At 31.3% G+C, this 16675-nt stretch carries 7 protein-coding genes; all 7 read right to left on the reverse strand.

What is annotated here, in order from left to right; translation table 11 throughout:
• Positions 1–749, reverse strand: a 749-nt coding sequence (locus BUA92_RS15525) for a sulfide/dihydroorotate dehydrogenase-like FAD/NAD-binding protein (protein WP_073021018.1), incomplete at its 3' end; no start/stop codon positions are given.
• A gap of 30 nt (positions 750–779) precedes the next feature.
• Positions 780–1853 carry a 2,3-butanediol dehydrogenase gene (locus BUA92_RS15530; RefSeq protein WP_073021021.1) on the reverse strand — a complete coding sequence of 358 codons (1074 nt, stop codon included), beginning with the start codon at positions 1851–1853 and terminating at the stop codon, positions 780–782.
• Between the two features lie 154 nt (positions 1854–2007).
• Positions 2008–3948 (reverse strand): sigma-54-dependent Fis family transcriptional regulator, encoded by a 1941-nt coding sequence (locus BUA92_RS15535; protein ID WP_073021024.1) that lies wholly within the window; start codon positions 3946–3948, stop codon positions 2008–2010.
• Positions 3949–3982: 34 nt separating this feature from the next.
• Positions 3983–5926, reverse strand: coding sequence for an endonuclease MutS2 (locus BUA92_RS15540; RefSeq protein ID WP_073021027.1), 1944 nt, complete (start codon positions 5924–5926; stop codon positions 3983–3985).
• A 364-nt stretch (positions 5927–6290) separates the two neighbouring features.
• Positions 6291–7328, reverse strand: a complete 1038-nt coding sequence (ltaE, locus tag BUA92_RS15545; RefSeq protein WP_073021030.1) for a low-specificity L-threonine aldolase — start codon at positions 7326–7328, stop codon at positions 6291–6293.
• Between the two features lie 36 nt (positions 7329–7364).
• Positions 7365–8327 carry an AEC family transporter gene (locus BUA92_RS15550; protein ID WP_073021034.1) on the reverse strand — a complete coding sequence of 321 codons (963 nt, stop codon included), beginning with the start codon at positions 8325–8327 and terminating at the stop codon, positions 7365–7367.
• A 165-nt stretch (positions 8328–8492) separates the two neighbouring features.
• On the reverse strand, positions 8493–16505 hold the full coding sequence (locus tag BUA92_RS15555) for a SpaA isopeptide-forming pilin-related protein (RefSeq protein ID WP_073021037.1): 8013 nt from the start codon (positions 16503–16505) through the stop codon (positions 8493–8495).
• Between the last annotated feature and the right edge of the window lie 170 nt (positions 16506–16675).

The raw sequence follows: 16675 nt of genomic DNA on the forward strand, positions 1-16675 counted from the left end.
TCTGGACCATCTACACAAGCAAACTTAACTTCGTTTCCCACAGTTACTCTACAAGCTCCACACATTCCTGTTCCGTCTACCATGATTGGGTTTAAGCTTACTATTGTGTTTATATCTAACTCTTTAGTTAATAGACATACGAACTTCATCATTATCATAGGTCCTATGGCTACTACTAAGTCATATTCTTTTCCTTGATTTTGTACTAAATCTTTAAGTACTTCTGTTACTAATCCTTTATGTCCATAGGAACCGTCATCTGTTGCTATATATAGGTTTCCTGCTACTTCTCTCATCTCATCTTCTAATATTAATATATCTTTGCTTTTTGCCCCAACTATAACATCTACATTAATTCCTTTTGAATTTAGCCACTTAACTTGTGGATATACTGGTGCAGTTCCAACTCCACCTGCTATAAATACTATTTTCTTTTTCTTTAACTCCTCTAAATCTTCATGTACCATTTCTGAAGGTACTCCAAGTGGGCCAACAAAGTCATGGAAGTAATCTCCTTCATTGTAAGTAGCCATTTTTTGTGTTGAGCCACCTAAGGTTTGAAACACTATTGTTACCGTTCCAGCTTCAGCGTCATAATCACATATGGTTAATGGAATTCTTTCACCTTTTTCATCCATTTTAACTATGATAAATTGTCCTGGATTTGATGATTTTGCTACTCTTGGTGCTTCTATATCCATTAGATAGATATTTTCGTTTAACTGTCTTTTTTTAACTATCTTGTACATTTTTCTCCTCCATATATTAATCTTCTGTTTTTACAATAATTCTTTCTCTGGTGTTACTAATATTTTTACGTGTTTCTTTTTCTCTGGTCCTGTTAATGCTCCAAATCCTTTTTCAACTATATCGTCAATGTATACCTTAGATGTTATATATCCCTCAGCTTTTATTCTTCCATCATTCATTTGTGCCATTGTTGCAGGGAATTCATGTCTGTAAGCTAATGTTCCTACTATTTTCTTTTCAGTAAATACTAGCTTGTTAGGATTTATATTAACTTCACCTTCCCAAATACTTGTTACTACTAAAGTCCCTTCAAATTTAAGTGAGTCAAGGCCTGTATCTAAACCTATCTTTGCTCCAGTTGTCTCAAATGCTACATCAACACCCAATCCGCCTGTTAACTTTTTAACTTCTGTAGCTATGTCACATTCATTAGGATCTAATACATAATCAGCTCCAGCTCTTTTTGCATATTCTTGTCTTATAGACTTTCTTTGTAGTACTATTACTAAACTAGCTCCTGCTGCCTTTAAACACTCAATAGTAGCAAGTCCTATTGGTCCTGAGCCCAATACTAAAGCTGTGTTTCCAGTTACAAACTTAGCTATTCTTATTGAATGTAGTGCTACTGCCATTGGCTCTACTAGTGCTGCTTGTTCGTATGACATTCCCTCTGGAATCTTGTGTATGTATTCTTGTTGGAAAACTGTATATTCTGCAAATCCACCACCAGATCCACATAAACCATGAAAACCTAATTTTTCACAAAGATTGTATTTTCCTTCTTTGCAGGCTGGGCATTCACCGCAAACAACCATAGGCTCAACTATAACTCTATCTCCTTTTTTAAACTTACTAACACCTTCTCCAACCTCTACAACTTCTCCAGAAAACTCATGTCCTAATACAACTGGTGCCACATTTTTACTTAAAGGATGAGGTTGTCCAACTGGTATAAAAATAGGCCCTCCTAAGTATTCATGAAGATCTGACCCACATATGCCACACCATTTTACTTTAACTTTTACTGTTCCTTCTAAAACCTTTGGTTCCTCTATCTCTTCTACTCTAACATCTTTAACTCCATACCATAATGCTGCTTTCATAACTATTCCTCCTAATCGTTACTTTCTTAACGTTAATGTTAATTTATTCACAAATATTAAAGCAACTATTATGCCAAAACAAAAAGGACTTAATTAAGCCCTTTTTATCTTCACATTCTCAAAATGAAACATTTATATCTGTATCATTTTGAGATTATTTAAAGATTTTCTCATTATGATACAGTGATATATTATATTTTTTTATCTTTCTATAAATAGTTGCTCTGCTAATATTGAGAAGTAAGGCAGCTTTTACTATATTTCCTTCACAACTATATATAGCTTTTTCTATGTTTTCTTTTTCTAATTCCTGCATTGATATTACTTCTTCATTATTTGTGAGTAATTCCTTATCTAAACTTACTTCACAATCTTCTTTAGCGCTTAGTTCATCTTCGCTTAAGTAATAGTCTCTTTCCACAACATTTCTAAGCTCTCTTACATTTCCGCTCCATTCCAACTGTTTAAGTTTCTCTATATAATCTGGAGTAACTATCTTATCAATAGAATTATTGCTATTCAATAGCTGGATAAAACTATTTACTAATGACTCTATATCTTCTTTTCTTTCTCTCAGTGGAAGTGTTTTTATATTTATTACACTTAATCTATAATATAAATCTTCTCTAAAACTCTTTTTTCTTATCTCATCCTTAAGAACTCTATTAGTTGCACCTATAACTCTAACATTTAATTGTTTCTCATAAGTTGCTCCTATTCTAGTGATCTTATTATTATCCAATACCCTTAAAAGCTTGCTTTGTATGTCTAAAGGTAGTTCTCCTATCTCATCTAAAAAAATTGTTCCTCCATCAGCTAGTTCAAACTTTCCTGGGTTACCTTCTTTATTGGCTCCAGTAAAAGCCCCTCTTTCATATCCAAAGAATTCACTTTCCACGAGTTCTCTCGGAATAGAGGCACAATTTATTGCTACAAAAGGTTTATTAGATCTTTTACTGAAGTTATGAATAGCCTGTGCTATAACTTCTTTACCAGTGCCACTCTCTCCTTCAATTAAAATATTACAATCACTACTTGAAGCTTTTCTTGCCATATTTATAACTTCTTTCATCTTAGAGTTATTGGTTATAAAGTCCTCAAAGGTATAGGTTGCTTTATAACCTACAATTTTTCCTACAAGTTTATGAACGTGTTTAGCTTCTCTAAGGCTAATAACTATACCATTAATCTCTTCATTTGTTTTTATTGGTACAACATTTATTATGCATTTTATAATTTTAGATTTTATATAAAAGTCACAATCTATATTATTATGTCCTTTAGCATTAATTATTTCTTCAAGATCTATGTTTCTTATTACACTCTTTATATTTAAGTCTAGAGCTTCTTCTCTGGATAATCTTAAAACTTCACTTGCTCTATTATTTATTCTTTGTATTTTTAAATCTCTATCTAATGAAATAAGGCCTTCAAACACAGAATCAAATGTTGTATTTAAAAGATTATATGAATTAGTTAAAGCTACTTGTTTCTCTATTGCTTGGGCAGCTGAAATAACCATGGCTAATGTATGTAAATGGGCATCTGACCTATTTCCAGACATATTAATACAGCCAACTAAGTTCCCATGTTCATCATTTATGGGAGCTGCAGAGCAAGTCCATGAATGTTGACTCTTTCCATAGTGCTCTGCTCCAATGGTTTGTAATGGCTTATTTAAATACATAGCTGTTCCTATAGCATTAGTTCCAACCATCTTTTCAGTCCATAATGCACCCTTTACAAAATTTAGCTCATCTGCTCTTTTCATTATGTCCTTATCTCCGATTATATGAATTATATATCCATCTCTATCTGTAAGCATTATTGCAAAACCTGTTCCTTCAACAATATTATAGAGACTTTTCATTATTGGAATTGCTACCGATATTAATGTTTCATTTTCATTTTCTTTTGCTTTTACTTCAACATCTATTTTATATCTGTTACTTCCTCTTCCGCTATTATAATCAACCCCATAGGTTTTGCATCTAACCCAAGATTCAGAAATTTCTTTTCTCACCTTTGGCTCCACATAATCATTCTCTACAAAGTTTTTCCATGCATTCTCTATAAAATTTATATAATCTCCCATACAAATCAGCTCCTAAAACTAAAAATATAAAGTTTTATTTATCCTCTATATTAATTATCATACCATCAACATGTCTCTTGTTCATAACTTTATTCTTTTTTCTATTTTCTTTGCTTTCAAAAATAATATCAAAGTCATAATCCTCAGGATACAATTCTTCTTTATCTATATAAAGAGATAATCTTTTCTTATTAACTCTTATTTTTTTCCTCATAACCATAACTCCATACTCGCCTTTAGAGTTTTCAGTTTCACATATAACACCTGTTCTATTCATAAAGGTTATAAATACAGAATCTCCAATATTAAATAGGGGTTCCTTTGGCTTATCTTTAACCTGATTATTTTTCTTTTCTAAAATCTTTATCTTTTCTATTTTCTCTTCATTAATTTTAGTTTCTTCAAGCTTATTAGTGTTTACTATTTTATATTGAGAGTAATCCACTTTTTCCTTATAAGCTATCTCATGGGCTTTTTCAATTAATTTCTTTTCCATCCCAAGTCTTAGTGCAATTAAAAAAGCGTTGCTTTCACCAGGTTTTCCTATATTAAGCTTGTATAATGGTTTAAGGGTTTCTATATCAAACTCCATAGAGCCATTTATAAAACCTTCGTGTTTTTCTGCAAAATTTTTAATTTCATTGTAGTGAGTTGTAGCACATATAGTTGCCCCTTTATCGTATATCTCTTCAAGTACTGAAATAGCAATCCCCATACCTTCTCCTGGATCTGTTCCCGATCCGATTTCATCTAAAATAACTAAGGTATATTTATCTGCATTATCTAAAATATTAATTATATTTTTTATATGAGAAGAGAAGGTACTTAGGTTTTGTTCTATACTCTGACCGTCTCCTATATCTACTAATATGTCTCCAAATATACCTATTTCACTTCCTTCATCTACAGGAACATGAAGAGCTGATTGAGCCATCATTGTTATTAACCCTAAAGTCTTTAATGCAACTGTTTTTCCTCCAGTATTAGGCCCAGTTATAATTACTCCTTTATAATCTTTTCCTATTTCAAAATCTAAAGGTACTGCTGATTGACCTATTAGTGGATGTTTCCCTTTTATAATATTTGTATAATTTTTAGTGTTAAAGCTAACTGCTCTCCCATCTATTGCTTTGCTGTATTTTCCTTTGGCAAATATAAAATCATAGTTACTCATTATCTCAATATTTATATTCAGTTCTCTTTTATAATCGCAAACTAGATTAGTTAAGGTCGATAGTATTCTATATACTTCCTTTTCCTCTTCAAATCTATAGCTTTCTAATTCATCTTGAGCCTTTTTAACTTCTACTGGCTCTATAAATGTGGTTGATCCAGTATTGGATTTATCATGAATACTTCCCTCTATATCTTTTCTATAACTGCTTTTTACAGGAATCACATACCTTCCATTTCTTTGGCTTATGACTGAATCCTGAATATAAGTTTTATATTTTTCATTTCTAAGCACAGCTTCTAGCTTAACCTTTATTTTATCTTCTAGAGCATATATCTTTCTTCTTATTTTCCATAAAGCAGATGTTGCTCTATCATCTACAGCTCCTCTAACTATACATTTTTCAATTTCTTCTCTTACATCCTCCATTTCATATGCTGAATGTATATAACTGCTTATATTAGGTGCATAATACTGCTTATCTTCCATAAATTTCTTCATCTTTTTTATCTCTTTTAGAAGCCCACAAAGTGTTTCTAAATCTTCTGGAGATAGTATTATTCCCTTGTCTAACTTTTCCTTTATTCCATTTATGCCTGCCAAACTATGAAGTGGTATGCTGGAGCTTATATTTACTACATTTCTCGCTTCAGTAGTTTCCTTCATATCCATCTCTATTTTGTTTTTGTCTACTAACGGCTCTAGTTTTTCTATATTGCTTTTTGCAATTTCTGATAAAGCATATCCTTTTAATATATCTTTTATTTTGTTATATTCTAATAATTCTGTGGTTTTATTATTCAACTTTAATTCCTCCATTATTTTTATTTAGAGGATTTTAAAGACTCTTCACTTAATTAAAGCTACTCAATATTTAATTCAAAGAATAAAAAAACTGTAAGCAAACAGAGTTCACCTACAGTACAAATACAATTTAAGTAATAAAATTTTTCATGAGAAAAAATCCTATTTACCTTAAGGAGTTGTGAACAGTTTTTACTAAGTGTAAGCCTAAAAAATCCATCAACAAATAAACCTATAAAAGGTTTGATTTTTAAGACTTATTATTTAATTACTTAGTTTAAAACTACCTCACTCACAAATATACTCCCTTTCTTATTTAAGATAATTACATACTATCATTAGTTTTTAACTTTTTCAATACTCTTTATCTTAATATTGATTTCATTACCTCAACTACATAGTCTATAGCTTCCTTGTTAACCCAATAGTGAGTTGCAAATCTCATCTTGCCGACCTCTGGTCCATTTATTTTTATTCTTTTTTCACTAAAGATATTAACCATTTCTTCTGAAGATAGCGGACAGTTTTCTATTTTAAAGAATACTAGATTAATATCAAGATTGTCTCTATCAACCTTTATGTTTGGAATTTCTTCTAGTCTTTGAGCTAAATATTTTGCATTATCATGATCTTCCTTTAATCTTTTAGTCATGTCTTTTAAGGCTATAAGTCCAGCAGCTCCTAAGAATCCAGCTTGTCTCATTCCTCCACCTAAAAGCTTTCTTTTCTTTCTTGCTTTATCTATAAATTCTTTACTTCCTGCAAGCATTGATCCTATAGGTGCACAAAGGCCTTTTGATAAACAAAACATTACTGAATCACAATATTTTGTAATTTCTTTAACATCAACTTCTAAAGAAGTAGCTGCATTAAATAATCTAGCTCCATCTATATGAAGATTTATATTTCTATCCTTAGCTATTTCATAAACTTCTTTTACGTAGTCTAAAGGTAAAACAGCTCCGTTTGAATAAGCATTTTCAAGGCATATTAAAGAAGTTCCTGGAAAATGTATATCCTCATCCTCAGTTCTTATAATTGACCTTACCTTATCTAAATTAAGTTGTCCTCTAACTGTTTCTAAAGCTCTAAGTTGAACTCCAGCAATAACCGCAGATCCCCCAACTTCATGAGCTACTATATGACAATCATCCCCAAGTATAACCTCATCTCCTCTTTTACAGTGAGTAAATAAAGCTAACTGATTTCCGAAAGTTCCACTAGGTACAAATAAAGCAGCTTCTTTTCCTACTACCTTAGCTGCATATTCTTCAAGTTCATTTATAGTTGGATCATCTCCGTATACATCATCACCTACCATAGCTTTAAACATAGCTTCTCTCATTTCTTGAGTAGGTTGTGTTACCGTATCACTTCTTAAATCTATAATCTTATCTTTCATAATATCACCCCATAAAATTATATCATATTAACTTATTTATACTGGAAAAATAATTCTAGAAATATATACAACTAAAACCAAAGTAACAGCACTACTTAAAGTAGCCACCATAACTGCCTGAGATGCAAAATCAGGATGATTTTTTCTCTCTACTGCAATAAGTGCGGTATTAACCGCTGTAGGTAACGCTGAAGAAATCATTAATGTTTGAGCAGAAACTCCTGTAATATTAATAAACTTTAATATTATTAAGGCAATTATAGGCCCTCCTATAAGCCTTACAAAGCTTGAAATATAAACTTCTTTATTATTAAAGGCAAACTTAGTCTTTGCAAGTTGTGCTCCTAAAGTTATAAGTGCTATAGATATAAGTCCTTCTTTTAAATAATTAAAGGCAGGCCACAAAGGAAAATTCTCTAAGTTATATGGTACAAGTTTTAATAAAAATGCTGTAGGTATAGCGTATATTGCTGGCATTCTAAATATACTCTTCACAGAATCCTTCCAATGCATACTTCCCTTTCCCGCATTATAAAAACCTACTGTATTGGTAGATATATTTTGTACTATTAGCACTACTATTTGAGTTGTTAATGCCGCTGTTAAATAAGGTGTCTGTCCATCTACTATAAACGGTGCACTGCTAAACACTAAAGTAATTAGAGGAATTCCTATATTTCCTGAATTATAAAATATTATAGAATTTATAAATGCATTTTTAAAACCTTCATCATATTTTCTTATTTTAGCTACTAATGATGATACTATGGAATTAAATACAGCTAAAATTATTACAAATAGAAGAACTCTCCCCATATTATCAGGCATTTTGGTGCTATATATCTGTGTAAAAATAAAAAAAGGCATGTACAAATATATATTTATTTTACTAAGTGTATTAATGTCAAAATTAAACTTCTTGCTTAATATATAACCTAAGATTATTAGAAAAAATATTGGTATTATGTTATTAGATAAGATATAAAGAAATATACTCATTTGTCTCTCCCCTCGCTATAAATTACTTTTATTAAATCCCCTTATTACAAGTCATTTTTATTAATTATACACCAAATTATATCTTTGATAATTTTCTTAATATGAAAATAGCCTCAAGACAACCTTTTATGTTTATCTTGAGGCTATAAATTTTATAGATTTTTATTAATGTTTGGAAATATATCTTCTTCTCTTAGTAAAAATCATCATTAATCCAGAAATTATTGACATCAATCCCATCATTACTAATCCTGTTAATCCAACCAAGCTTCCTGTTTGAGGAAGTTTTGAATCATCAACTTTATCAATAACTTGAGTGCTCTTTGCTGGCGTCATTTGTATATCTAGTTTAACAATCTCATCATTAACTTCTATTGTACCACTTGTGAATGTATCATATCCTGGTTTAGTAACAACGATATAGTAATCAGTGTTTGGGAAAACCATAAACGCATAATTTCCACCCTTATCACTAATTTGAGGATTTTTATTGTTTGCTGGAGGGAAGTTTTCTAGCCCTGGAAGCTCTACTAAAGTTCCTGGTTTCTTTCCTGCATCCACATTTCTTTTAGTGTCTGCATAATATAATCTAACATCTGCTCCTTCTATTACTTTACCTGTAGTTGCATCTGTAATAATTCCATATGGATCAATAAGAGCTGTACTTATTATCATTTCACCATTTGAATCTAATGTTAAATTAATCTTTCCAACTACTATCTTAGTTCCATCCTCAAAGTGATATACAATATTTAAATTATATTCATGACCTTTTTCAAGGTTTGGAATTTCAAAAATACCTTTAGAGTTTCCATCATTTCCGATTTTGATATCAGTACTATTTCCTGGGAACTCAATTGAATATTTAGAATAATCATTTAGATATCCTTTAGTTCCATCTACATTTTTAACTAATATTACACCAGCGGCAGTTTTTACGGAATCAAAAACATCTTCACCACTTCCTGTCATAGTTCCAGCATGTGATTTTTGGGTAAATGTCTTATTTTCCATCTTTCCATTAATCTCAACTGGTTTAGTTATAAATAAGTTATAGGTTACATCTCCCTTAGGAACAACTATCTTGTATTTTCCATCATCTGAAGTAATAACTTTGGCTGTAAAGTCTATTACTCCATCTCCGTCAAAATCTTGTTTTATTTCAACTATTGCTCCTTTTATCGGAAGACCTGTATCATTATCTACTACTACACCTTGTATTATCCCTGGCATAAATGTAATGTTTATTTTATCCTGGGCATTTAATCCATGCTCTTCATCATGAATATATACATTAACAGGTATAACTTGATTTTCTATTCCTTCTATTTTACTAGATCTATATACTACTGAAGCAACTCCATTTTCATCGGTGACTGCTGAACTTCCTTTTGGAAAATCACCTTTTTCTGCGGAGAACTCTACCTTAATTCCAGCTAAAGGTTTGTTATTTTCATCAACTACCTTGGCTGTTATAACTGTTGTTGATTTACCATCACCAACTATTGAATTAGGTTCTGCATCCATAGTAATTTGGAAATTAGCTATATCTGTTAAGCTATCTTTTACAATAACACCATCCTTCTTGATACTAAATGGATGTTTGTTAGGATTTAATAAGTATCCTACTGGAGCTTTTGTTTCTATGAAGTAGTAATCTCCATAGTTTAACTTATCAAATTGTATAGTTCCATCTTTCCCAGTTACCCCTTCTACTACTTTTTTATTGTCACTAGTATAAATAGTAAGAGTTGCCCCTGGTACTGGCGATCCTGTTGAGAAGTCTGTTTTAGATATTTTTATTCCTCCAGTTATTAAAGTGTTTGTTAAGCTATCTTGTAGAATAACTCCATCTTCTTTAATACTGAATGAATGTTTATCTGGGTTTAATAAATATCCTTCTGGAGCTTTTGTTTCTACAAAATAGTAATCTCCATAGTTTAATTTATTGAACTGTATTGTTCCATCTTCCTCAGTTAAACCTTCTACAACTTTTTTACCATCTTTTGTGTAGATAGTAAGTGTTGCTCCTGGTACTGGCTCCGATGTTGATAAATCTGTTTTTGATATCTTTATGCCTCCAGTTATCATTGTATTAGTTAAACTATCTGTTGATATAGCTCCATCCTCTTTGATACTGAATGAATGTTTATCTGGGTTTAATAAATATCCTTCTGGAGCTTTTGTTTCTACAAAATAGTAATCTCCATAGTTTAATTTATTAAACTGTATTGTTCCATCTTCCTCAGTTAAACCTTCTACAACTTTCCTATCATCTTTTGTATATATAGTAAGGGTTGCTCCTGGTACTGGCTCCGATGTTGAGACATCTGTTTTTGATATCTTTATGCTTCCAGTTATCATTGTATTAGTTAAGGCTTCTTCTACTACAACGCCATCTTCTTTAATACTAAATTCATGTTTGTCTGTATTTAGTAAATATCCCTCTGGTGCACTTGTTTCTATAAAGTAGTAGTCTCCATATAATAGATTTTCAAACTTAACCTTACCTTCTTCATCTGTTACAGACTGGAATTCATCTCCTACTGGGTGTCCAGCCTTAGTGAATAATGCTATGCTAGCTCCTTTTATAGGATTACCTGTTACAGAATCAGTTTTTGTAATCTCCACTCCTCCAGTTATCATAGTGTTAGTTAAACTGTCAGTTAAAATAACTCCATCTTCTTTGATACTGAATTCATGTTTATCTGGATTTAATAAATATCCTTCTGGAGCTTTTGTTTCTTCAAAATAGTACTCTCCATAGTTTAGTTTATCAAACTCTATAGTTCCATCTTGTCCAGTTATTCCCTCTATTACCTTACCACCCTTCCTATCGTATATAGTAAGAGTTGCTCCTGGTACTGCCTCTTTTGTTGAGAAGTCTGTTTTTGATATCTTTATTCCTCCAGTTATCATTGTATTAGTTAAGCTATCTTTTAGAATAGCCCCCTCTTCTCTGATACTAAATGGATGTTTGTCTGTATTTAATAAGTATCCTTCTGGAGCTTTTGTTTCTTCAAAGTAGTAGTCTCCATACTCTAAACTATTAAATTGTATTTTACCATCCTGACCAGTTACTCCTTCTACTACCTTGTCTCCATTTTTAGTATAGATAGTAAGGGTTGCTCCTGATACTGGTGCTGATGTTGAGATATCTGTTTTTGATATCTCTATTCCTCCAGTTATTTTAATATCAACAATATTACCTAAGTCATAAACTTTACCATCTTCAGTTACATTAACTGACTTTTCTTCATTATTAATATTATATCCTGTAGGTGCTTTTGTTTCTTTTACGCTGTATTGTCCATATATTACGTTATTGAAAGTTACTAATCCATTGTTATCACTAATTACAGTCTCTACTTCATTTTCATTACTATCATAAAGAGTAAATTCTGCTCCTTTTAATGGATTTTCACCTAAATCAGTTTTTTTGATTTTAATGGTTCCTTTTTTCTTAACATTTACAACAAGCCCTAACTCTATGTTTTTACCATCATCATTATCACCTATTGCTGCATTTAAAGGAGTTGTTGAAAGCACAAAGCTATTATCAGATGTTTTAGTTTCAACTACAACATAATCTCCATATACTACATTTAAGAATTTAATCACTCCATTATCATCACTTAATACAACTGCTAATGGATTTAAATATAAAGTATCTGACTTATCATAAAGTGTAAATTCTGCACCTTTAATAGAATTACCCTTTTCATCATTCTTTTGAAGGCTTACACTACCTGTTATTTTTACATTAGTAACATCATAAGTATATGTCTGAGCATTATCACTAGTTGAGCCTATCTCTCTTTTAATAATTATCTGAGATAAAACATATCCTTGTGGTGCTTTTGTTTCTTGCACTCTATATTTTCCATACTTTAAGTTTCCAAAAAGTATTATTCCACTTGCATCAGTAGTTTTTGTCTCTATAACTTGATTTGTATCATCATTATAAAGTGTAAACTCCGCCCCTGCTAAAGGTGTTGTACCATCAGCTTCATATTTAACAATTTTAATAGTTGATTTAACTTTTGAATTATTAAATACAGAAACATCATTTCCTGAAATACTGTCTTTAGGTGTAACTGTGTTTCCTTGCACTTGTATGGTAGCATTTAAAACTTGTGTTGATACATTGTATCCTGTAGGCGATAAAATTTCTTTTATCTTATAGCTACCATATTCAACTCCACTGAATCTTACTTTACCATCAATATCACTAGTTGATGTTATATCTCCAAGTAAATTTGTAACTGGTGTAACCCCGTCTTGTTTATATAATCCAAATACTGCACCTTGAAGTGCTTGAGCATCTGAGTCTTCTCCAGTTTTAATAAACTCTATAGTTCCTCTTATTTTAATATTTTTCACAGTACTTACAGTTTGACCATCAATCTTAGGATTTACAGTTTGTCCATTATCATTTTTTCCAATTGTAGCTTCTAAAACTTCAGTATTCAAATTATAACCTACTGGTGGAGTTATTTCTTTTATCTTATAGTTTCCATACTCAATACTATTAAACACTACTTTTCCATCATTTCCGCTAGTAACTCTTACAGGTTGATTGCTTGAATTTCTAACTTCAGTAACTCCATCATTTTGATAAAGTCCAAAAACTGCTCCTTGAAGCTTACTACTATCACTGCCTTCTCCAACTTTTGTGAAAGATATGTTGCCTTTTACCTTTCTATTAGTAAAACTTAAAGCCTGAGGATTTGATGATGTGCTATCTGCTTCAATTTTAAATGAGTGATAAGTATTATCTAAAACATAATTATCTGGAGAACTAATTTCTTGATAAAAATAATCTCCATATTCTAAGTTATCAAATTGAACTTGTCCGTTTACATCTGTACTTTTAGCATTCCTAATCTGTTCTTTATTATTATCAAAAATAGCTACTGATGCACCCTGTATTTTAGCTCCAGTTTCTTCATCAGTTTTCGTTATTTTTACCGAGCCTTTTATCTTAGTATTAAATACTAAATATGGGGATGCATGCACAGATTGTCCATCTCCACTAATAGTTGTTAGGTCAGCTGTTATGTCTGCCTTATATATGCTATAAGATGTAGGTGCTGAAGTTTCCTTTATCTTATATTTTCCATAAGGTATGTTTGTAAATAACACCTTTCCATCGCTTCCACTAGTTGCAGTTATGTTGTTTCCTGAAAAATCTTTAACTACTGTATTACCATCTTCTGTATAAAGAGTAAATACTGATCCTTGTAGAACTCCGTCTACCCCATTTTTATAAAATTCTATACTACCTTTAAATATACTATCTCTATAATTATAAGTAACAATTTTATTAGTATTATCACTACTTGAATATTTAAGCACTCCATCTGAACTGTCGTAAGTAGTGCCTTGGTTTAACCCTGTTTTAATTTGGAATGTATATACACTGCTATTCAGTTTATATCCTGTTGGTGCTGTAATTTCTTTAATAGAGTAATCCCTATCATACTTAAGTTTACTAAATGTAACAGCCCCATCACTTCCAGTAGCAGCTGAAGTTGCCTTAACATTTCCATACTTATCTATAAGTTGGAATACTGCCCCACTTAATTTTTTAGAACCATCATCATTATATTTTATTAACTTAATGCTAGCAGTATCTCCAGTAGCGCTTCCACCACCTACTGAAAACCAAACGCCAGTGCGGCTATTAGTAGAGCTTTGTTGAACTCCACTTCCCTTAAATTCTACTGTATTAGAAAAATCACCTGTTCTAGTTGTATTTGTTCTAAACTTAAGTATATATGCATTTGTACCTGCATCTGCTGGGAAGGTAAATTCAAATTTTCTAGTTACAGGATCATATTTAACATTATCTCCTGTAAGTTCTATACTGTTTCCTTGAGTTAAACTTCCATCAGTTGAACTTACTATTGCCTTATATAATTCTACGGTATCTGTATCTAACTCTAATCCACTTGGTAGTGAGTCTGTTATAGTTGCATTAGATAAATCGATATTCCAGTTAGAATTAGTTTTTACTGTCCAATCTATATATGAATTACCATAAGCATATGCTGATGCTTTATTAACTACAGAGTTATTAATAGTTCTATTTCCTTGGCTATTCGCTACTCCAGTTGTAGGGATTTCACTTCCTGTAATTGATGCAGTATTATAAACCGTTTTATTACCGTTTGTATTAAAAATACTTAAATCTATAATCTTTGTTTTAAAAGTTATAGTGTACTTTTTATTTATTTGACTATTAAAAGTATACTTAAACAAACCTGTTGAACTTATATTGCTATCACTATCAAATGCACCTTTAGTAGAATCATCAATGCTAGCTGATCCACTAACATACTGCTGTCCGGCTGGAATTGCATCAGTAACTACTACATTAGTTATAGGCATCTTATTGTTGTTAACTTCTATTTTCCAAGTAAGTTCTCTTGTTAAGTAGTTATAATTTGTTCCTGATTTAGTAATTACATTACTAGTAATACTTTGAGTTCCTGTAGTAGTTTGATTTATGCTTGGTGCTACTACTTTAGCATCATTACTAAAACTACCAGTATAGTTTGCTCTAAACTTATTAACGTCTGTAACTTGTGTTTTTAAAGTTATAACATATGTTTTGTTAAATCCATTATTAAAAGTATATACTACTTGACCTGATTCTAAAGTAGTGAAGGAACCATTTTGGGTATCATCTATACTTGCAGAACCTTCCACATATGTTTGTCCACTAGAAATTGTGTCAGTAACTACTGCACCTGCTCCTACATTGGTTAGATTACTATTCACTGTAATTTTCCATGTGATTATACCTGTAGAAGCATCATACCCATCGCCCTCTTTTCTGATTATATTAGTATGAACTCCAACTCCTATCTCTCCAAATGTTCCACTTGCTACTCCATCTCCTGTTAATGTTGCTTTATTTGTATATGTAGGAGATGTATTGCTATTGTAAACAGCTGAATCTACATTCGTAGAAAAAGTAATAACTTTTTGTGAAGTTATATTGCCTAAATTGTAAGTGAAGTTCTGTCCTGAAATTGTATAATTTGATCCATTAACTCCATCTACCTTAACTGTTGATTGATCTAAAGTAAGACCATCAGGAATAGGATCACTAACTACCGCATTATTAATCGTTCTCCCACTCTCATTAACAGTTATAGTCCAATTAATTCTCTTATTTTCACTATCATAACTTCCACTTTTACTAATTAGCTTCACTGGAACAGAAACAGACTTAGTACTGGATGTTACACTTTTAGCTGAACCTTTTTCTGTGTATTTCAATGTTGCATTGTTACTATAAGTATAAGTATCTTGTCCTTTGGCTGCTAAATCATCATGTATGCTTGTCTTAAATGTAATCACCTTTTGTGTGGTTATGTCACCAAAGTTATATACAAATTTTTTGTTATCTGAATCATAGCTGTGGTTACTACTGTTATCTAAAACCCCATTAACTTTAACTGATCCAGGTACAAAATTCTGCCCTACCTGTATGGTATCCTCAATACTTGCACTATTTACATTTACATTTTCCTTATTAATAGTTATCTTCCATGTTATTTCATCAGTAGCGGCACTATATCCACCATCTACATCTTTTTGTATTGATGGATTTGCTTGAGCAAAGTCTACTTTTACTATAGTTGGCTCTTCAATTCCAGGAATAGTAAACTCAATTGGTATAGGATTATTAGTACCTATTTTAGTAGAATCAAATCGACTACTAGCATAAAAATTTCCTGCTACATTTGAGTGCGTGGATGGATAATCTGTAAATGTGATGGTTACTAATCCACTAGTATTTATGTTCATGGTTGCTACTCTATTTCCACTAGTATCATTAATATTTGAATTTATTGCTGAATAAATTTTAATTTCTTGAGGTAATTGCAATCTATAATAATCACCTGAATTAACATCTAAATCTTGACCATCAATTCTATTAGGTATACTCCAAGTATAATTAATTCTTACCTCTGCATCTTTAGCTACATTTGCGCCTAAAGCATTTCCATTGTTATCAGTTAAACTTATCCCAGTTATAAAATCAAATGTATTAGTAACATCCTTTCCTGTAGCTGCAAGACCCCTTACAGGTTGGATTATAGAAATAATCTGCATAATCAATGTAAAGATAGCAGTAACCATAGAAAATCTCTTTTTCTTCATTCTCTCACCTCTTTCAATAAAAAATTTAACATATTATCTATGTTACATTACAGTATACTAATGTATTCTAAACACTTTCTAAACATTTGGGTGCATTTGTCGCAAAATACACCTATACTTCATGCTTTTATATAATAATAGTTAATATTTATAAGATAATTTCTTAAAAA

The organism is Clostridium intestinale DSM 6191 (assembly GCF_900130055.1).
In the GTDB taxonomy this organism is placed as follows: domain Bacteria; phylum Bacillota; class Clostridia; order Clostridiales; family Clostridiaceae; genus Clostridium_T; species Clostridium_T intestinale.